The organism is Arthrobacter sp. Y3221087, from assembly GCF_059089905.1.
Genome location: NZ_JBNHFE010000001.1, coordinates 1,739,070 through 1,758,138, shown reverse-complemented (window position 1 = coordinate 1,758,138; position 19,069 = coordinate 1,739,070). Strand labels below are relative to the sequence as shown.

17 protein-coding genes are annotated in these 19,069 nt (G+C 67.5%); 4 read left to right on the top strand and 13 right to left on the bottom strand.

Annotated elements, in window-relative coordinates; translation table 11 throughout:
• Nucleotides 1-9 precede the first annotated feature (9 nt).
• Genes AC5RUO_RS08380 through AC5RUO_RS08365 form a run of 4 tightly spaced genes read left to right on the top strand, consistent with a single transcriptional unit; the run spans nucleotide 10 to nucleotide 3,891 of the window.
• Complete coding sequence (locus AC5RUO_RS08380; RefSeq protein WP_494009241.1) at nucleotides 10-984, top strand: sugar-binding transcriptional regulator; 975 nt, start codon at nucleotides 10-12, stop codon at nucleotides 982-984.
• Nucleotides 985-994: 10 nt separating this feature from the next.
• Entirely contained in the window at nucleotides 995-1,864 is an 870-nt protein-coding gene (locus AC5RUO_RS08375; RefSeq protein ID WP_494103242.1) for an aldo/keto reductase, read from the top strand.
• Between the two features lie 12 nt (nucleotides 1,865-1,876).
• On the top strand, nucleotides 1,877-2,806 hold the full coding sequence (locus tag AC5RUO_RS08370) for an alpha/beta fold hydrolase (protein ID WP_494009243.1): 930 nt from the start codon (nucleotides 1,877-1,879) through the stop codon (nucleotides 2,804-2,806).
• Entirely contained in the window at nucleotides 2,803-3,891 is a 1,089-nt protein-coding gene (locus AC5RUO_RS08365; protein WP_494009244.1) for a glycosyltransferase family 4 protein, read from the top strand. Before AC5RUO_RS08370 ends, AC5RUO_RS08365 begins: the two co-directional genes overlap by 4 nt.
• Here AC5RUO_RS08365 and AC5RUO_RS08360 read toward each other — a convergent pair.
• The 13 genes from AC5RUO_RS08360 to pyrR form a co-directional block, all read right to left on the bottom strand.
• Nucleotides 3,888-6,071 (bottom strand): primosomal protein N', encoded by a 2,184-nt coding sequence (locus AC5RUO_RS08360; RefSeq protein WP_494009245.1) that lies wholly within the window; start codon nucleotides 6,069-6,071, stop codon nucleotides 3,888-3,890. The genes AC5RUO_RS08365 and AC5RUO_RS08360 overlap by 4 nt on opposite strands.
• Before the next feature lie 80 nt (nucleotides 6,072-6,151).
• The gene (gene metK / locus AC5RUO_RS08355; RefSeq protein ID WP_494009246.1) at nucleotides 6,152-7,387 is read right to left on the bottom strand and encodes a methionine adenosyltransferase; all 1,236 of its coding nucleotides are present in this window, start codon (nucleotides 7,385-7,387) and stop codon (nucleotides 6,152-6,154) included.
• Nucleotides 7,388-7,463: 76 nt separating this feature from the next.
• The gene (coaBC, locus tag AC5RUO_RS08350) at nucleotides 7,464-8,705 is read right to left on the bottom strand and encodes a bifunctional phosphopantothenoylcysteine decarboxylase/phosphopantothenate--cysteine ligase CoaBC (RefSeq protein WP_494009247.1); all 1,242 of its coding nucleotides are present in this window, start codon (nucleotides 8,703-8,705) and stop codon (nucleotides 7,464-7,466) included.
• Nucleotides 8,706-8,742: 37 nt separating this feature from the next.
• Complete coding sequence (rpoZ, locus tag AC5RUO_RS08345) at nucleotides 8,743-9,003, bottom strand: DNA-directed RNA polymerase subunit omega (RefSeq protein ID WP_003800778.1); 261 nt, start codon at nucleotides 9,001-9,003, stop codon at nucleotides 8,743-8,745.
• A 15-nt stretch (nucleotides 9,004-9,018) separates the two neighbouring features.
• Nucleotides 9,019-9,612, bottom strand: coding sequence for a guanylate kinase (gene gmk, locus AC5RUO_RS08340; protein ID WP_494009248.1), 594 nt, complete (start codon nucleotides 9,610-9,612; stop codon nucleotides 9,019-9,021).
• A gap of 46 nt (nucleotides 9,613-9,658) precedes the next feature.
• The gene (mihF, locus tag AC5RUO_RS08335; protein WP_494009249.1) at nucleotides 9,659-9,976 is read right to left on the bottom strand and encodes an integration host factor, actinobacterial type; all 318 of its coding nucleotides are present in this window, start codon (nucleotides 9,974-9,976) and stop codon (nucleotides 9,659-9,661) included.
• Nucleotides 9,977-10,087: 111 nt separating this feature from the next.
• Nucleotides 10,088-10,948, bottom strand: coding sequence for an orotidine-5'-phosphate decarboxylase (gene pyrF, locus AC5RUO_RS08330; protein WP_494009250.1), 861 nt, complete (start codon nucleotides 10,946-10,948; stop codon nucleotides 10,088-10,090).
• Nucleotides 10,941-14,255, bottom strand: coding sequence for a carbamoyl-phosphate synthase large subunit (carB, locus tag AC5RUO_RS08325; protein WP_494009251.1), 3,315 nt, complete (start codon nucleotides 14,253-14,255; stop codon nucleotides 10,941-10,943). Before carB ends, pyrF begins: the two co-directional genes overlap by 8 nt.
• Entirely contained in the window at nucleotides 14,255-15,577 is a 1,323-nt protein-coding gene (carA, locus tag AC5RUO_RS08320; protein ID WP_494009445.1) for a glutamine-hydrolyzing carbamoyl-phosphate synthase small subunit, read from the bottom strand. The genes carB and carA overlap by 1 nt, the downstream gene beginning before the upstream one ends.
• 7 nt (nucleotides 15,578-15,584) lie before the next feature.
• Entirely contained in the window at nucleotides 15,585-16,103 is a 519-nt protein-coding gene (locus AC5RUO_RS08315; RefSeq protein ID WP_494103241.1) for a PH-like domain-containing protein, read from the bottom strand.
• Complete coding sequence (locus tag AC5RUO_RS08310) at nucleotides 16,103-17,440, bottom strand: dihydroorotase (protein WP_494103240.1); 1,338 nt, start codon at nucleotides 17,438-17,440, stop codon at nucleotides 16,103-16,105. The genes AC5RUO_RS08315 and AC5RUO_RS08310 overlap by 1 nt, the downstream gene beginning before the upstream one ends.
• Nucleotides 17,440-18,462, bottom strand: coding sequence for an aspartate carbamoyltransferase catalytic subunit (locus AC5RUO_RS08305; RefSeq protein WP_494103239.1), 1,023 nt, complete (start codon nucleotides 18,460-18,462; stop codon nucleotides 17,440-17,442). The genes AC5RUO_RS08310 and AC5RUO_RS08305 overlap by 1 nt, the downstream gene beginning before the upstream one ends.
• Entirely contained in the window at nucleotides 18,459-19,046 is a 588-nt protein-coding gene (gene pyrR, locus AC5RUO_RS08300) for a bifunctional pyr operon transcriptional regulator/uracil phosphoribosyltransferase PyrR (RefSeq protein WP_494103238.1), read from the bottom strand. The genes AC5RUO_RS08305 and pyrR overlap by 4 nt, the downstream gene beginning before the upstream one ends.
• Nucleotides 19,047-19,069: the final 23 nt, after the last annotated feature.

Here is a 19,069-nt window from a genome sequence, read left to right as displayed (position 1 = left end):
GGATCGCCGATGAACCCCTCCCGGCACGCGGATGCCCTCCGCGCTGCACAGATGTACTACCTGCAGGACCTGACCATGGATGCCATCGCACGGGAACTTAGGACCTCCCGGTCAACGGTTTCCCGGCTTCTTTCCGCTGCCCGCGAATCCGGCCTGGTCCAGGTCCAGATCCGCAACCCCCTGGACACCGGGCCCGAGCTTGAGGGCATGATCCGGCACCGCTACAACGTGGACGTGCACGTGGTGCCCGTCCTCGAGACGCTCAATGAAGCCGAAACCCTGGACCGGGTGGCCATCCAGGCAGCCCGGACCATCGGGCCGCTGGTGGACTCCAACACCATCATCGGGGTGGCGTGGGGATCGACCATCAGTGCGGTCAGCCGGCACCTGACCCGGAAAATCACCCATGACAGCGTCATTGTCCAGCTGAATGGCGCCGGCAACATGCACACCACCGGCATTACCTACGCCAGCGACATCATGCGCCGCTTCGGCAGTGCGTATGGGGCGCGCGTGGAGCAGTTCCCGGTGCCCGCTTTTTTCGACCATGCTGCCACCAAGACGGCCATGTGGAATGAACGCAGCGTGCAGCGCATCCTGGCCCTGCAAGCGAAGATGAGCATCGCCATCTTCGGCGTCGGCTCGGTGGATGCCGACTACCCGAGCCACGTCTACTCCGGCGGCTACCTGGACGAGGACGACCTCCACGCGCTGGCCACCTCCGATGTGGTGGGTGACGTTGCCACGGTCTTCTTCCGCGGCGACGGGTCCTCCGACGGCATCGTCCTGAATGAACGCTCCACCGGACCTGCTCTTTCCCAGCTGCGGCAGGTGCGGCGCAGGATCTGCGTGGTCTCCGGCGCCTCCAAGATCGACAGCCTGCGGGGAACCCTGGCAGCAAACCTGGCCACCGACCTGATCCTGGATGAAGCAACCGCGCGGCGGCTGGTGGATTTCGAAGGCCTCGCCACCGCGAGTGGGTAGAGTCGATGCCATGAGAACCTCACCTCGGCTCAGCCTGAACAACGGCGTGCTGATCAACCAGCTTGGCTTCGGGCTGTACAAGGTGCCCGCTGCCGAGGCCGAAGGGCTCGTTGCGATGGCCCTGGCGGCGGGCTACCGCCACTTCGACACGGCAGCGATGTACGGCAACGAGCTGGGCGTGGCGCGTGGCATCAGCCCCCAGCTCAGCGCGCAGGCGGGCAGCGGAGGTTCAGGCGAGCTCTTTCCGGCCCTGTCCAGGGAGGACATCTTCATCACCACCAAGGTCTGGAACGACCACCACGGCTACGACGCCACGCTCCGGGCTTTCGACGAGTCGATGGTCAACCTGGGGCTGGACTACGTGGACATGTACCTCATCCACTGGCCCTGCCCGCGGCAGGGGCTATACCCGGAGACCTACCGGGCACTGGAAACGCTCTACCGGGAAGGCAAGGTGCGTGCCATCGGCGTCAGCAACTTCCAGCCCGCACACCTGGACCGGCTGCTGCAGACGGCCGAGGTGGTTCCGGCCGTCAACCAGATTGAGCTCCACCCCTGGCTGCAGCAGGAGGAACTGCGCAGCAAGCACAAGGAGCTGGGCGTTATGACTGAGGCCTGGAGCCCCCTCGGCAGGGGCCAGGTGCTTGCCGATCCGGTGATCGGGGCGTGCGCGGCAGAACACCGCAGGACTCCTGCCCAGGTGATCCTGCGCTGGCACATGCAGCTTGGCCATGTGGCCATTCCCAAGGCCAGCTCCGAAGCGCGGATCCGGGAGAACCTGGATGTCTTCGGCTTCGAACTCTCCGAGCGGGACATGGCAGCGATCGCGGGGCTCGAGCGCGGACACCGCACCGGTTCCCATCCGGACAACGTCAACTAGGAGCCGGTGACAATGAAAACAACCAGCCCGGGACAGTCCTCCGCGGCCGCCTACATCAGTCCTGACCTCGCCGCCCGCACCACCGCCGCCAACGTGGAGGTGGACGGGGCCACGGTGGCCTACTGGACCTGTGAACCCCTGCACGCCACCCCGCACACGCGCACCATCCTGGTCATCCACGGCTTCCGCGGCGACCACCATGGCCTGCTGCGGGTTGCCGACCAGCTTCCCGACATGCGCCTCGTCATGCCCGACCTTCCCGGATTCGGCAGTTCCGGGGCATTCCGGTCTGGCGCGCATTCAGTGGAACGGTACGGCCGGTTCATCACGGACTTCATGGCGGCACTCGGCCTGGGGCCTGACACTGTCCTGCTGGGCCATTCGTTCGGGTCCATCATCGCCGCACACTTTGTGGCAGCCAATCCGGACGCAGTCAGCCCGCTCATCCTCATCAACCCCATCGCCGCCCCTGCCCTCGAGGGACCGAAGGGGATCATGACCCGGTTGGCGGTGCTGTACTACCGCCTGGGTGCCCGCCTCCCCGGGCCCCTGGGGCTCGCGCTGCTGCGCAGCCCGCTGATCGTCCGCGTGATGAGCGAAGCCATGGCCAAGACGAAGGACAGCAGCCTCCGCCGGTTCATCCATGGCCAGCACCATGCCTACTTCAGCGCCTTCGCGAACCGGGACAGCCTGCTCGAAGCCTTTACCGCCTCCGTCAACAGCCACGTGGCAGAGGTGGCCGGAAGCCTGCACCTTCCCGTGCTGCTGATTGCCGGGGAAAAGGACGAGATAGCCATGCTGCCGGACCAGCACCGCCTGGCGGCGATCCTTCCGGACGCGCAGCTCAATGTGATTCCCGGCGTCGGGCACCTGATCCACTACGAGACGCCCGAGCCGGCCGCCCGCTACATCCGCAGCTTCCTGGAGGACCACCCCGCGTGAAGATCGTCATCGATGCCCGTTTCACCAGGACAGACCACCACGACGGCATCAGCCGCTACGGCGCAAGCCTGATTGCCGCGACGGCGAAAATCGCCGAGGTTTCCATGCTGATTTCCGACATCCGGCAGCTTGCCCTGCTTCCGGATGTCCCTTACACCCTGATCAGCAGCCCGCTGTCCCCCAGGGAGCTGGTCGTGGCGCGCACGGTCAACGCGCTGGGCGCCGACGTGGTGGTGTGCCCCATGCAGACCATGGGCACCTGGGGGCGGAAATACGGACTGGTCCTGACCCTCCACGACCTCATCTATTACGAGCACCCGGATCCCCCCGGCTTCCTGCCCGCACCCGTACGCCTGCTGTGGCGGCTCTACCACAAGGCATTCTGGCCGCAGCGGGTGCTCCTCAACCGCGCCGATACGGTGGCCACGGTCAGCCGGACCACGGAAGCGCTCATTGCCAAGTACCGCCTGACCCGCCGCCCGGTGCGGATCATCAGCAACGCCCCGCAGCCTGAGCTGGACCCCCGGCCCGCAGAGGCCGGCGCGGAGAAGTCGATCGTCTACATGGGCTCCTTCATGCCCTACAAAAATGTGGAGACCATGGTGGCCGGCATGGCGCAGCTTCCCGGCTACACCCTCCATCTGCTCAGCCGGATCACCCCGCAGCGGCGGGCGGAGCTGGAAGCCCTGGTTGCACCGGATGCCTCCGTGGTCTTCCACAACGGTGTGACCGATGAGGAATACGCGACGCTGCTGCGGACCGCCACGGCCCTGGTGAGCCTTTCCCGCGCCGAAGGCTACGGGCTCCCCCTGGTCGAGGCCATGGCGCTCGGCACTCCCGTTATCGCCAGCGACATTCCCATCTTCCGGGAAGTGGGTGGCGACGCGGCTACGTACGTGGATCCCGCCTCACCGGGGCAGTTTGCCGAGGCGGTGGCCAGGCTCCAGGACCCCGCCACCTGGCAGGCGGTGTCCCGCAGTTCCCTGGCCCGTGCCCGAGAGTTCAGCTGGGATGAATCGGCACGGCAACTGGTGGAGGTGGCCGCCGAGATCGTCAAACGGCGCCGCCGCGGCGGGAAGCGCTAGAGCACGTCCACGCCGTCCAGCCGGAGCTGGACCGGATCCATGGTGCGCTTGGCGGCTGCAGCGGCCCGCGTCACCCGAAGCACCCGGACGACGGCGGCCGCCTGGGCGTAGGTGAAGAACAGCAGCGTCCGGACGTCCTCGGCAGGGCGGCCTGGCGCGGGCGGACCGCTCAACAACACGGGCGCGGGCCCTGCCGTGCGGAGTACAATCCCGGCTGTGGTGAGTTGGGCTTCCACCGCGCCGGTGTAATGCTCGACGGCGGCCCTGGGCCCCGTGACCGAGGCAATCCGTACAGCCGGGGGCAACTGGAGTTCGGCACGGAGGGACAGTTCCCGCTGTGCATAGCCGGCCGGGTCCCAACGGAGAAGGGCACCGGTGGCGGCGGTGTCCGACGCCGTTACCACCACGAGTCCCCCGGCTGCCGCCGGACGGACCAGCGAGGCGGCATTGAACCAGCGCCGGACTGTGTCCTCACCGGCGCGCAGCGTTTCACGGCGCAACAGCGAGTCGCCGTCCAGCAGCAACGCCGCCGCATAGCCGCCCTCCGCAACAGGTTCCGCCCCGACCGTCGCCACGACGAGGGCCTTGCCGCCACCCACGGACGCCTTCACCTGGTCGCCGGAGGAGGTCACCACGGTGGTGCCGGGGAACGCGCGGCCAAGTTCCTCCGCGGTGCGGAGCACGCCGGTGGCACCTTTGCGCAGCCGCCGCCCGCCGCAGTGGCCGCACCTCCAGTCAGGAGCGGGCGTGGAACACCAGCGGCACTGTGGCAGGGCGGAGGTGCCGGCCAGCGCCAGCGGCCCCTGGCACGTCCCGCAGCGGGCGGGTTCACGGCAGGTTTCACAGGCAAGCGACGGCGCGTAACCGGCGCGCGCCACCTGGACCAGGACCGGGCCGCGTTCCAAGCCCTCCTTGGCTGCGCGCCAGGCGGCGCCGGGCAAGCGGGCCACCGTGGCCAATGGATCCCGTTCCTGTTCAAAGCTGTCTGCGGTATTGACTACCCGGGGCACGCTGCGGCGGACATCCTGCCGGTCCGCCTCCACGGAAAGCACCCACCTGGCTTCCACCAGGCGCTGCACCTCGGTGCTGCGGGAGTGCCCCGCAAGAAGGCAGGCCGCGCCCTCCTGCTCGGCGCGCAGCAGCAGGACCTCCCGTGTATGGGCATACGGTGCACGCTGCTCTATGTGGAGGTCGTCGCCGTCGTCCCAGCACACCACCAGGCCAAGGTTCCGGACGGGGGCGAACGCCGCTGACCTGGTGCCGATGGCCACGATGGCCTGCCCGGCGAGGAGTCGCAGGAAGTTGCGGTAGCGGGGCGTCGGCCCGTCCTCCGCGGTGAGCCGGGCGACGGCGGCCTCCGGCAGCACGGCCTGCAGGGCGTCTTCCAGCCGGGCCAGGTCGCGGTAGTCTGGAACCACCAGGACTGTGCCCCGGCCGGCGGCGTGGGCGGCGGCGGCCGCCTCGGCCAGCAGGCGGGGCCAGCCTCCGGGCCCGTACCCCTGCAGCGGATTGATGACGGCTCGCGGGGATCCGCCGCTGCCAAGGTGGCGCAGGAACGCCGGACCGTTGCGGTATGCCGTCCACGCGGAGGCGCCCGGCAAACCGGATGCAGCCGCCGCGTCTCCGCCAGTGCCTGCTTCCGGGCCAGTGGGTGATTCCGAAACAGTGGCTGTTTCCGCTTCCGCTACCCCCTCCGTGGCGGCGAGTAGAAATTCCTTGTCCAGGCGCGCCACCCTGGGCGGCACGGCAAGGCGGAGGACATCGCTGAGTGTTCCCGCATACCGGGCTGCCACCGCGGCGGCAAGGTCCCGTACAGCGGGGGTCAGCACGGGAACCGGTGAAACCACCTTGCCCAGCGGCAGCAGGCTGGTCCCGGCGTCGGATTCCGCGAGCCGTTCCAGCAGGAACCCGGGCAGGTCCTGGCCGTTGAAGCTGACCTTCACCCGGACACCGGGTGAAGCTTCTTCGTCCATGCTGGCCGGGACCGCGTAATCGAAGGCCCGGTCCAGGTGCGGCAGCGAGGATTCCACCAGCACACGGGCCACCGGAAGCGTGGCAGCCAGGGGTACGCCGCCCGGCAGTTTCCTTGATGGAAAGCCTTGGAGCAGGGAGGGCTGCACGGCCTGTCCCCCTGCACTGGAAAGGGCAGATCCCAGCTGGAAGGACCTGTCACCAGCCACTGCGGCCACCTCCATTCAGTTCCCGTCCGGACATGGCAAGCCAAGCACCGGGCACTGACATTCGGGCTCCCGGCAGTGTCCTAGGCGTTGAAGAATGCTTTCAGCTCGTCCACACGGTCCAGCCGCTCCCAGGTGAAGTCGGGCTCGTCCCGGCCAAAGTGCCCGTGGGCTGCTGTCTTGGCGTAGATGGGCCGCTTCAGGTCAAGGGCGTCGATGATGGCGCGGGGGCGCAGGTCGAAGATCTCGGCGATTGCGGCGCTGATCTTGGCGGGGTCCACGGTTTCGGTGCCGAAGGTTTCCACGTACGTGCCCACCGGGCGGGCCTGTCCGATGGCGTAGGCGATCTGTATTTCCGCTCGCTTGGCAAGTCCGGCGGCCACCACGTTCTTGGCGACCCACCGCATCGCGTAGGCGGCGGAGCGGTCCACCTTGGACGGGTCCTTGCCCGAGAAGGCACCGCCGCCGTGGCGGGCCATGCCGCCATAGGTGTCCACAATGATCTTGCGCCCGGTCAGGCCGGCGTCACCCACAGGGCCGCCGATGACGAATTCCCCGGCCGGGTTCAGGATGTTCCTGGCACGGGAGATGTCCAGGTCCGCCCCGGCAAGAACGGGCTCGATGACCACGGCGGCGAGGTCGGCACGGAGCTGGTCCAGGCTTGCGCCTTCAGCATGCTGGCTGGAGATGACCACGGTTTCCACCGAAACCGGAAGATCGCGGTCGTATCCTACGGTGACCTGGGTTTTGCCGTCCGGCCGCAGGTACGGCAGTTCGCCGGATTTCCGGACTTCGGTGAGCCGCTCGGAGAGGCGGTGGGCAAGCCAGATGGGCGTGGGCATGTACGAGGGCGTTTCGTCGCTGGCGTAGCCGAACATCAGGCCCTGGTCGCCTGCGCCCTGCAGGTCGTAATCGTCCTCCTGGCGCCCCTCGCGGGCCTCCAGGGAGTTGAAGACGCCGCCGGCGATGTCATTGGACTGCTGGCCGATGGACACCGAAACGCCGCAGCGGGCGCCGTCGAATCCGTTCGCGGACGAATCATAGCCGATGCCGAGAATGGTCTCCCGGACGATCTGCGGGATCTCCACATAGGCGTCGGTGGTGACCTCGCCTGCCACATGCACCAGGCCGGTGGTGGCCATGGTTTCCACGGCGACCCTGGATTCCGGATCTGCCGCCAGCAGGGCGTCCAGGATGGCGTCACTGATCTGGTCGCAGATCTTGTCCGGGTGGCCCTCGGTGACCGACTCGGACGTGAAGAGCCGGAGCGCCGGGGGCGTGGCCGCGGAAGTCTGGGGAAGGTGCAGGGGTAAAGTCACTCAACTACCTTACTGGTTGGAGCACGTTGGCCCCGCGGGAGATGTCTTTCCGCGAAGCAAACGTGGCGCGGAACACTCAGGCCCGGGGTGAAACAGAGTTCAGTTCAAAGCCGATGCGGTTGATGATGGCCTCGGAAACCTCTGCCTTGGTACCCGACGCCTCCTGCGGTTCGGAGCCGGAACGGGCCAGAATGACTACGGAGTTGGTGTCCTGGCCAAACACCTTGTCCGAACCGACGTGATTGACCACCAGGAGGTCACAGCCCTTGCGCTGCAGCTTGGCCTCAGCGTATGCCAGGACGTCTCCCTGGCTGTCCCCGGTCTCGGCGGCGAATCCGACGATCAGCCGGTGCCGCCCTTCGTCCCCGGCGGCGTTCCGGACTTCAACCAGTTCATGCAGGATGTCCGGGTTGCGGACCAGTGTGATGACGGGATCGGCACTGTCATCGCGCTTCTTGATTTTGGTATCGGAGACCACGGCCGGCCGGAAGTCGGCGACGGCGGCAGACATGATGACGACGTCTGAATCCGCGGCCGCCGCCAACGCGGCCTCACGCAGCTGGAGTGCCGTTTCGACCGTCACCAACTCAACGCCGGCGGGCGGCGGAACTTCCATGTGGGCAGCCAGCAGCCGGACAGTTGCCCCGGCGTTGCGGGCAGCCACGGCCAGGGCCACCCCCTGCTTCCCGGAGGACCGGTTGCCAAGGAACCGGACGGGATCCAGGGGTTCGCGCGTGCCGCCGGCGCTGATGGTGACGGTTCGGCCCGCCAGCGGCAGCTGGAAGTCGGTCTGCCCCTGGACCAGGGCCATGGCGGCGTCGAAAATGACCTGCGGTTCGGGCAGCCGCCCGGGGCCAGAATCGGTACCCGTCAGCCGCCCGGCGGCAGGTTCCAGGACGGCTGCGCCACGGCCGCGGAGGGTTTCCACGTTGGCGCGGGTAGCCGCATGCTGCCACATTTCGGTGTGCATGGCCGGGGCGAACAGGACCGGACCGCGGGCCATGAGGAGCGTGTTGGTGAGGAGGTCGCCGGCCTGTCCTGTCGCAGCCTTGGCCAGGAGGTCGGCCGTGGCCGGTGCAACCACCACAAGGTCGGCCTCGTGGCCAAGGCGTACATGGTTGACCTGGTGGACGTCATCGAAAACGCTGTTGCTGACCGGGTTCCCGGACAGTGCCTCCCAGGTGGCAGTCCCCACGAAGCGGGTGGACGCCTCCGTGGGAATGACGGTCACGTTGTGGCCGGCTTCAGTAAAAAGCCGGAGGAGCGATGCCACCTTGTAGGCGGCGATCCCTCCCCCGACTCCGAGGACTATGCGCACGTGACCTCCGTCAACAGCAAGTCAGTTCAGCGGCAAATTACTCTGCGGCTTCGATCGGCGTGGAAACCAGCTTGCCTTCGTTGATCTCGCGCAGGGCGATCGAGAGCGACTTCTCGTTCAGCTTGGTGTCGACCAGCGGGCCGACGTACTCGAAGAGGCCCTCGTGCAGCTGGGCATAGTAAGCGTTGATCTGACGAGCACGCTTGGCACCGAAGATCACCAGGCCGTACTTGGAATCGGCTGCCTCGAGCAGCGAGTCGATCGGCGGGTTGATGATGCCTTCAAGGTTCGTGGACACGAATTCTCCAAATTCCTAGCGGGCTGACGGTTCCGGCAGATGCGGATGCGGGGTCAGCCCCATGAGTGAAACAAGCTCGTCCGCTGCCCGGCGGACGTCGTCATTGATGACGGTGTGGTCGAACTCCGGTTCAGCAGCAAGTTCCAGTTTAGCGGTTTCCAGGCGCCGCTGCTGTTCATCGGGCGTTTCGGTGCCGCGGCCCACCAGCCGTCGGACCATTTCGTCCCAGGTGGGCGGGGCCAGGAAGACAAACTGGGCGTCCGGCACGGCCGCCTTGACCTGCCGTGCACCCTGCAGGTCGATTTCCAGGAGCACGGAACGGCCCTCGGCGATGGCCTTGTCCACTGTGCTCTTCAAAGTGCCGTAGGTGTTCTGGCCGTGGACCACTGCCCATTCCAGCAGCTCGCCGTCCGCGATGAGCTGCTCGAACTCCTCCTTGGACTTGAAGAAATAGTGGACGCCGTCCACTTCGCCGGGCCGTGGCGCCCTGGTGGTGGCCGAGACGGAAAGCCAGACCTCGGGGTAGTTGTCGCGGATGTAGGTGGACACGGTGCCTTTGCCAACAGCCGTCGGACCAGCGAGGACTGTCAGTCCAGGTTTCTTGCTCACGTATTCCTTTGCCGGAGTTCGGGGATGGGCGGGGTGCGTGCCCGCCCTAATGCTCGTCTATAAAATCTACCAGCGCCCGGCGCTGGTGGACGCCCAGCCCGCGGACCCTGCGGGAGGTGGCAATGCCCAGCTGCTCCATAATGGCCGCCGCCCGGACCTTGCCGATTCCGGGCAGCGCCTCGAGAAGCTCGGAAACCCGCATCCGCGCCAGGGCGTCGTCCTCCATGGCGGAGTTGATGATGTCCGCAGCGGACCTCTTGCCGTTCTTCAGGCTTTCCTTGGCCGCGGCGCGGGCGGCCCTGGCGGCGGCTGCCTTGTTCAGGGCGTCAGCCCGTTCCGATGCGGTCAAAGGTCGCAGCACCATGGCGGACACCCCCGGATTCGGCGGATTCGTACAAGGGCGGCCGCCCTTGAACCTGTCCCTGAAACTACCCTCTGGTGCGGCCTGAATCAATGCATCCAGGCAAACGGAACGTTATTCGCCGCGCAGCCCGTCCAGCGTCCTCAGGGCCGCGTCACGGAGGCCGCCAAGTCCCGGGCCGGCAGCGAGGATGTCCCGGCTGGAGGTCCCCAGCACCTGGGAATAGGCCGTTCCGAACGTTGCCCGGAGATCGGCCGGGGTGGCCCCCTGCGCGCCCAGCCCGGGGGCGAGGATGGGACCCCGCACTGCCGCAAGATCCATCCCAAGGTCAGCCAGGGCGCTGCCCACGGTTGCCCCGACCACCAGCCCGACGGAACCGAGCGCGCCGGGGTAGCGGGTGTTCTCGGCAGCGGCGGCTCCGGCGATCCCGCGCGCTACGGACTCCGCTCCCCCGACGTGCTGGACGGACGGGCCCTCCGGGTTGGAGGTAAGGGCGAGGACGAAGACGCCCCGTCCGGTCTCCGCGGCCAGGTCCAGGGCCGGCCGGAGCGATTCAAAGCCCAGGTACGGGCTCAGGGTCACCGAGTCGGCTGCCAGCGGTGATCCATCGCGCAGCCAAGCGTCCGCGTAGGCGGCCATGGTGGATCCGATGTCACCGCGCTTGGCGTCGGCAATCGTCAGCACCGACTCGTCGCGGGCGGCGGCGAGGAGCTCTTCCAGCACAGCCATGCCCGCCGAGCCGTGGCGCTCAAAGAGCGCCACCTGCGGCTTGACCGCGGCAGCGAGGGAAGCCACGGCCTCCAGGACGGTGAGCGAAAAACTCCTCAGGCCGGCGGCGTCGTCGTCCAGTCCCCAACTCTTCAGCAGGGCAGGGTGCGGGTCAATCCCGACGCACAGCGGGCCGCGGGCGGCCATGGCGGCGCCGAGCCGGGAGCCGAATGACTCCCGGCCGGCGCCGGATACCTGCTCAGGCATTCTGCAGGGCCGCCTTCTGCGATTCCGCCAGGGCGGCGGCGTGCTCCTGCAGGCTGGTGACCGACCATTCGTAGGTGCGCAGGGCCTCGATGGCCTGGACCGCCGCGTTGAACTCGGCCACCGTGGTGATGCAGGGAATGCCAATCGACGTGGCGGCGGCGCGCAGCTCGTAGCCGTCGCTGCGGGCCTCGCCGCCGGACGGCGTGTTGAAGACCATGTCGATCTCGCCGGCAACCACCAGGTCGGCGATGGTGCCCTCGCCTTCGGCGCTGCTGCCTTCTGCAACCTTCCGGACCGGGGTGGCCTGGATACCGTTGCGGCGCAGGACATCGGCGGTGCCGCCAGTCGAGACGATTTCGAAACCGAGGTCCGAGAGCCGCTTGACGCCCATGATGACGGAGCGCTTGTCGCGGTTGGCCACGGAGACGAAGACCTTGCCCTCCGTGGGCAGGGCGTTGTTGGCGCCGGCCTGGCTCTTGGCGAAGGCGGTGTCGAAGTGCTTGTCGATGCCCATGACTTCGCCGGTGGAACGCATTTCCGGGCCGAGGAGGGAATCCACGACCTTGCCTTCGGGGGTCCGGAAGCGGCTGAAGGGCAGGACTGCTTCCTTGACGGCCACCGGCGCGTCCAGGGGCAGCGTGGATCCGTCACCGGTCTCGGGCAGCATCTTGTAGGCGCTGCGGAGCTGGTTGATGGTCACGCCGGTGCCGATCAGGGCGGCGGCCTTGGCCATCTGGACGCCCGTTGCCTTGGACACGAACGGAACCGTGCGGGATGCGCGGGGATTGGCTTCGAGGACGTACAGGACGTCCGAGGCCAGCGCGAACTGGATGTTGATCAGGCCCCGCACGCCCACGCCCTCGGCGATGGCGCGGGTGGCGGTGCGCACCCGCTCGATGACGTTGCTGCCCAGCGTGATGGGCGGCAGGACGCAGGCGGAGTCGCCGGAGTGGATGCCGGCTTCCTCGATGTGCTCCATGATGCCGCCAAGGTACATGTCGGTGCCGTCGAAGAGGGCGTCGACGTCGATCTCGACGGCGTCCTCCAGGAAGCGGTCGATCAGGACCGGGTGGTCCGGGGTGATCTCGGTGGCATTCGCGATGTAGCGCGAGAGGTTGGCCTCGTCGTAGACGATTTCCATGCCGCGGCCGCCCAGGACGTAGGACGGGCGCACCAGCACGGGGTAGCCGATTTCGTCCGCGATCTTCTTGGCGTCCTCGAAGGACACGGCGGTGCCGTTCTTCGGGGAGACGAGCCCTGCCTTGTCCAAAACCCGGGCAAAGGCTCCGCGGTGTTCGGCCAGGTCGATGGCCTCCGGGGAGGTGCCGAGGATCGGAACCCCGGCGTCGGCGAGCTGCTGTGCAAGCTTCAGCGGTGTCTGGCCGCCGAGCTGGACGAACACGCCCATGACGCCCCCGGTCCGCTCTTCGGCCGCGATGACCTCCAGCACGTCCTCGAGCGTCAGCGGCTCAAAGTACAGACGGGTGGAGACGTCGTAGTCGGTGGAGACGGTTTCCGGGTTGCAGTTGACCATGACAGTTTCGTAGCCGGCCTTGCGCAGTGCCATGGAGGCGTGCACGCAGGAGTAGTCGAACTCGATGCCCTGGCCGATCCGGTTGGGCCCAGAGCCCAGGATGAGGACGGAAGGCTTGGAGTGCAGTGCCACCTCGTCCTCTTCGTCGTAGGCGGAGTAGTGGTACGGGGTGTAGGCGGCGAATTCGGCGGCGCAGGTGTCCACGGTCTTGTAGACCGGGCGGATGCCGAGGGCCTGCCGGACGCCACGGACCACGGCTTCGGAGTTGTGCGTGAGCGCTCCGATCTGCTCGTCCGAGAAGCCGTGGCGCTTGGCGCGCTGCAACATCTCCTTGGTGAGGGCGCCGGCCTGGCGGATTTCGCGCGAAATCTCGTTCAGCAGCTGGAGCTGGTCAAGGAACCACGGGTCGATCTTGGTGGCTTCGAACAGCTGCTCCACCGTGGCACCGCCCAGGAGGGCGCGCTGGACCTGGTGCAGGCGTTCCGTGGTGGGGCGCTTGGCCTTTTCGACGAGCTCCGCGACTTCCCATTCGGGAACGCTGCTGAAGTCCAGCTGCGAGCCCTTCTGCTCGAGGGAGCGCAGGGCCTTCTGCAGGGCTTCGGTGAAGTTGCGGCCCATGGCCATCGCTTCGCCCACCGACTTCATGGTGGTGGTCAGCGTGTTGTCCGCTGCGGGGAACTTCTCGAACGCGAACCGGGGCACCTTGACCACGACGTAGTCCAGGGTGGGCTCGAAGGACGCCGGGGTCTTCTGGGTGATGTCGTTCGGGATCTCGTCCAGTGTGTAGCCGAGCGAGAGCTTGGTGGCGATCTTGGCGATGGCGAAGCCGGTGGCCTTGGACGCCAGGGCGGACGAACGCGAAACCCGGGGGTTCATTTCGATGACCACCACGCGGCCGGTGGCGGGATCGATGGCGAACTGGATGTTGCAGCCGCCGGTGTCCACGCCCACTTCGCGGATGACGGCGATGGCGACGTCGCGCAGCTTCTGGTACTCGCGGTCCGTCAGGGTCAGTGCCGGGGCCACGGTGATGGAGTCGCCGGTGTGGACGCCGACCGGATCGAAGTTCTCGATGGAGCAGACGACAACCACGTTGTCGTTCTTGTCCCGCATCATCTCGAGCTCGTATTCCTTCCAGCCCAGGATGCTCTCTTCGAGCAGGACCTCGCTGGTGGGGCTGTACTGCAGGCCCTGGCCGACGATGCGGCGCAGGTCCTCTGCGTCGTAGGCCAGGCCGGAGCCCAGGCCGCCCATGGTGAAGGAGGGGCGGACCACCATGGGGTAGCCGAGATCCTCCGCGGCCTTGAAGGCCTCGTCCATGGTGTGGATGATGTGGCTGCGCGCCGACTCGGCGCCGCAACGCTCCACCACGCCCTTGAACTTCTCGCGGTCCTCGCCGAGTTCGATGGCGGCGATGTTGGCGCCGATGAGCTCCACGTTGTACTTCTCGAGCACGCCGTTCTTGTCCAGCGCGATGGCCGTGTTCAGGGCCGTCTGCCCGCCCAGGGTGGGCAGGACGGCGTCCGGACGCTCCTTGGCGATGATCTTCTCCACCACCTCGGGGGTGATGGGTTCGACGTAGGTGGCGTCGGCGAACTCGGGGTCCGTCATGATGGTGGCGGGGTTGGAGTTCACCAGGATGACCCGCAGGCCCTCCTCTTTGAGGACGCGCAGGGCCTGCGTGCCGGAGTAGTCGAACTCGGCCGCCTGGCCGATGACGATGGGTCCGGATCCGATGACCAGGACGCTCTTAAGGTCTGTTCTCTTGGGCATTACTTCTTGTCCTCAGTCTTGTTGGTGCCCTGCTGCGGGGCGGCGTCGCGGTCGATCGGGTTGTGCACGGAGTCCACGGGCTCCTTGGACAGGTTGGCGGTGCGGCCGTCCCGGGTTCCCGCCATCAGTTCGATGAAGCGGTCGAAGAGGTAGGCGGCGTCGTGCGGGCCGGCTGCGGCTTCGGGGTGGTACTGGACGGAGAACGCGGGGATGTCCAGGCAGGCGAGGCCTTCGACGACGTCGTCGTTGAGGCTGACGTGGCTGACCTCAACGCGGCCGTAGCGCTCCTCCGGAGCCTGGGTGGCGCCGTCGAGCGGGGCGTCCACGGCAAAGCCGTGGTTCTGGGACGTGATCTCCACCTTGCCCGTGCGGCGGTCCATGACGGGCTGGTTGATGCCGCGGTGGCCGTAGCGGAGCTTGTAGGTGCCGAAGCCGAGCGCGCGGCCCAGGATCTGGTTGCCGAAGCAGATGCCGAAATAGGGCAGCTTTTCGTCCAGGACGGAGCGGAGCAGCTTGACCTGCGTTTCCGCGGTGGCGGGATCGCCGGGGCCGTTGGACATGAAGAAGCCGTCCGGGTTCACGGCCTTGACGTCCTCAAGGGTGGCGGTGGCCGGCAGGACGTGGACCCGGACGCCGCGTTCGGCGAACCGTACCGGGGTCATGGCCTTGATGCCGAGGTCGACCGCGGCGATGGTGAAACGGGGTTCGCCATCCCAGCCGTGGTCCTTGGGTTCCACGACGTACGCCTCGTCCACGCTGACTTCCTCGGCCAGGCGGGCGCCTTCCATGGGTGCGCTGGCCAGAACCGCGTCAAGGAGTTCCTTGTCGGTTGCCTGGGCTGCCTCGCCGGAGAAGATGCCGGCCCGCATGGTTTTGTGCTCCCGCAGGTGGCGGGTGATGGCGCGCGTGTCCACGCCCTGGATGCCGACGATCCCCTGCTCCACCAGTTCCTCGTCGAGGGAGCGTTCGGACCGCCAGTTGGACGGCCGCCGTGCGGCGTCCCTGACGATGTAGCCCGCCACCCAGATGCGGCGGGACTCGGCGTCCTCGCTGTTGACGCCGGTGTTGCCGATATGCGGGGCGGTCTGGACCACCAGCTGCCGCGCGTAGGAGGGGTCCGTGATGGTTTCCTGGTACCCGGTCATGCCGGTGGCGAAAACCGCTTCGCCCAGCGCCGTTCCGGTGGCGCCGTAGCTGGTTCCGCGGAAGATGCGGCCGTCTTCGAGGACGAGGGCTGCCGGAGCGGAGGTAGTTGCTGTCACTGTATTCGCTTTCACTGCTGGGTCTGTGGCTGCTGGCGTGTTTGCTGCGGGCGTATCCATCACTGTCTTACTTTCCACTGTTGGCACCTGCGGCCGGGGCTGAGGAGATCAATTCCTGGAGTGCTGCGTAGAGCGTGTCCTTGTCCGCGGCACGGCGGGTGCGGAATCCGGTGTCCAGCTCGTGGGAGCCGTGCAGCCAGGTCAGCACCAGCAGCCCGTCCTTCTCGACGAACTTTCCGGCCATCCCGCTGTCCTGCCGGACGCCGCCGAGCGCGGCGGCGGGAATGTACAGCGCCGGGGCACCGGAGCGGTCGAAAAGGACGCCGTGGGGGTACAGCGAGAGGGTGGCGTTGGTCCGGATGCCCAGGCCGTGCACGGCGATCCGGTCCAGCCAGTCGCCGCCCGTGGTGGTGGCAACGTACTGGCCCTCGGCTGTGGTGAGCGGCTCGCCGGGTGCCGCGGGCACGGGAGGCAGCTGTTCGACGTCGGACTGGCGCTTCAGGCGGTTCCGCCAGCCGATCGCGATCAGGACGAAGACGACGGCGATGATCGCCAGCATCGCCAGTCCGGGGAGGATTTTGTCCATCAGGCGGCACCTGCCGGAACGGTTGCGTACGGGTACGGTGCGTTCAGTTCGCCGTCCAGGACGGTGGGGTGCCCCTTGAAGAACGTGGCCACCACCTTGCCGGGCAGTTCGCGGCCCTTGAACGGCGAGTTCCGTCCCATGGTTGCCATACGGTACGGGTCCACGGTCCAGCGTGCCGCCGGGTCCACCAGGATGACGTTGGCGGGCTCCCCTGCTTCCAGGGGACGGCCCTGGTCGCCGAGGCGGCCGATCATGGCCGGCGCGGTGGAGGTGACGCGGGCGAAGTCGGCCCAGGTCATCAGGCCCGTTTCAATCATGGTGTGCTGCACCACGGACAGCGCGGTTTCCAGTCCGGTCATGCCCATGGCGGCCTGTGCCCATTCGCATTCCTTGTGCTCGCTGGGGTGCGGGGCGTGGTCGGTACCCACGACGTCGATGGTGCCGTCGGCCAGCCCCGCACGCAAGGCCTGGACGTCGGCGTCGGTACGCAGCGGCGGGTTGACCTTGAAGACGGGATCGTAGCTGCGGACCAGGTCGTCCGTGAGCAGCAGGTGGTGCGGCGTGACCTCGGCGGTGACGTCAATCCCGCGTTCCTTGGCCCAGCGGATGATCTCCACGGATCCGGCCGTGGACACGTGGCAGACGTGCAGGCGGGAGCCCACGTGCTGGGCGAGCAGGACGTCGCGGGCGATGATGCTTTCCTCGGCGACGGCAGGCCATCCGGTCAGGCCCAGGACGGCTGAGACTTCGCCTTCGTTCATCTGGGCGCCGGCGGTGAGGCGGGGCTCCTGCGCGTGCTGGGCCACCACGCCGTCGAACGCCTTGACGTATTCCAGGGCGCGGCGCATCAGCACGGGGTCGTGGACGCAGATGCCGTCGTCGGAGAACATCCGGACCCGGGCACGGGAGTCCGCCATGGCACCGAGTTCGGCGAGCTGCTCGCCGGCGAGGCCCACGGTGACGGCGCCGACCGGGCGCACATCCACCCAGCCGGCGGTGCGGCCGAGGGTATAGACCTGCTCCACCACGCCGGCGGTGTCCGCCACGGGGGTGCTGTTGGCCATCGCGTGGACGGCGGTGTAGCCGCCCAGTGCCGCGGCCCGGGTTCCCGTTTCCACGGTCTCCGCGTCTTCCCGGCCCGGCTCGCGAAGGTGCGTGTGCACGTCCACCATGCCGGGCAGGGCAACCAGGCCGGCTGCGTCAATAACTGTTGCATCCCCGGCGGACAGGCCGGCTCCGGTTTCGGCAATGACGCCATCCCGGATCAGCAGGTCCGCCGGTTCGCCGCCCAGGACCGAGGCTCCGCGGATCAGATAGGTTCCGGTGTTGCCTGCCATCAGTTGCTCTCCTTGGTATGGGCGGTGCCGGCCGTGGCCAGGACCGGTTGGGCTGGTTCACGGGTGTCCCCGGAGAGCAGCAGGTACAGGGCGGCCATCCGCACGGACACGCCGTTGCGGACCTGGGCCAGGACGGTGGACCGGGGCGAATCGGCGGCGGCCGCGGAAATCTCCAGGCCGCGGTTCATGGGGCCCGGGTGCATGATGATGGTGTCCTTCATGCCGAGGCGGTCCAGCGCCCGCAGGCGGTTGTTGTCGAAGCCCCAGCGCCTCGAGTATTCGCGGGTACTGGGGAAGAACGACGCGTTCATCCGTTCACCCTGGACCCGGAGCATCATGACGGCGTCCACGCCCTGCGCCAGCGTGTCGTCCAGGTCGTAGCTGACTTTGCAGGGCCATTTTTCTACGCCGATGGGCAGCAAGGTGGGCGGTGCCACCAGCGTGACGTCTGCCCCGAGCGTACGCAGGAGCCAGACGTTGGAGCGGGCCACCCTGGAATGCAGGACGTCGCCGGCGATGGCCACGCGCATCCCTTTCAGGTCGGCGCCCTCGGAGCCCGTGCCGGACAGCCGCGCCCAGTGCCGGCGCATCGTGAACGCATCCAGCAGTGCCTGCGTGGGGTGCTCGTGGGTGCCGTCGCCGGCGTTGATGACGGCGGCGTCGATCCAGTCCGTAGCGGCCAGCCGGTGCGGGGCACCGGATGCCCAGTGACGGATGACGACGGCGTCCGCGCCCATCGCGGAAAGGGTCTGGGCCGTGTCCTTCAGGGACTCGCCCTTTGACACCGATGATCCCTTGGCTGCGAAGTTGATGACGTCGGCGGAGAGGCGCTTGGCAGCGGCTTCGAACGAGATACGGGTGCGGGTGGAGTCTTCGAAAAAGAGGTTCACCACCGTGCGCCCGCGCAGCGCGGGCAGCTTCTTGACTTCGCGGTCGCCCACGGCTGCCATCTCCTCGGCGGTGTCCAGGATGCTGATGGCATTGGAACGGCTAAGGTCCTGGGTGGAGAGCAGGTGCTTCACGAGCCGCCTTCGATCACTACTTCGTTGGTGGGGGTGCCGCCGGGGGGTGTGTCCGTTTCTTCGAGCCGGACCCGGACCTTCTCGGAGGAGGACGTGGGCAGGTTCTTCCCCACATGGTCGGCGCGGATGGGCAGTTCACGGTGGCCGCGGTCGATCAGCACAGCCAGCCGGACAATGCGGGGACGGCCCAGGTCGATGAGTGCGTCCAGGGCGGCCCGGATTGTGCGCCCCGAGTAGAGGACGTCGTCGATCAGCACCACAACTTTATTGTCGATGCCGGTGCGCGGAAGCTTGGTGGGATAGGGCGGCCGGGTTCCCTGGTGCGAGAGGTCGTCCCGGAACATGGTGACGTCGAGCTGGCCAACGATGGCGGCAGCGTCAACGGAGCCGTCCGCAGCGGCGATTTTTCCGGCGAGCCGGACTGCCAGCGGGTAGCCGCGCCGCGGGATGCCCAGCAGGACCAGGTCCTTGGACCCCTTGTTGGCCTCGAGGATCTCATGGGCGATACGAGTGAGGGCACGGTCAATGTCAGCCGAATTCAGGACTGTCCTGGCTGGAACCGGTGCGCTGGTGACAGAAGTCAACGCTCGTCTCCCCTTTCCCCGCC

Coding starts and splice junctions, on each gene's coding strand:
- AC5RUO_RS08380 (WP_494009241.1), top strand. CDS start 10: ATGAACCCCTCCCGGCACGCGGATGCCCTCCGCGCTGCACAGATGTAC.
- AC5RUO_RS08375 (WP_494103242.1), top strand. CDS start 995: ATGAGAACCTCACCTCGGCTCAGCCTGAACAACGGCGTGCTGATCAAC.
- AC5RUO_RS08370 (WP_494009243.1), top strand. CDS start 1,877: ATGAAAACAACCAGCCCGGGACAGTCCTCCGCGGCCGCCTACATCAGT.
- mihF (WP_494009249.1), bottom strand. CDS start 9,976: ATGGTGCTGCGACCTTTGACCGCATCGGAACGGGCTGACGCCCTGAAC.
- pyrF (WP_494009250.1), bottom strand. CDS start 10,948: ATGCCTGAGCAGGTATCCGGCGCCGGCCGGGAGTCATTCGGCTCCCGG.
- carB (WP_494009251.1), bottom strand. CDS start 14,255: ATGCCCAAGAGAACAGACCTTAAGAGCGTCCTGGTCATCGGATCCGGA.
- carA (WP_494009445.1), bottom strand. CDS start 15,577: ATGGATACGCCCGCAGCAAACACGCCAGCAGCCACAGACCCAGCAGTG.
- AC5RUO_RS08315 (WP_494103241.1), bottom strand. CDS start 16,103: ATGGACAAAATCCTCCCCGGACTGGCGATGCTGGCGATCATCGCCGTC.
- AC5RUO_RS08310 (WP_494103240.1), bottom strand. CDS start 17,440: ATGGCAGGCAACACCGGAACCTATCTGATCCGCGGAGCCTCGGTCCTG.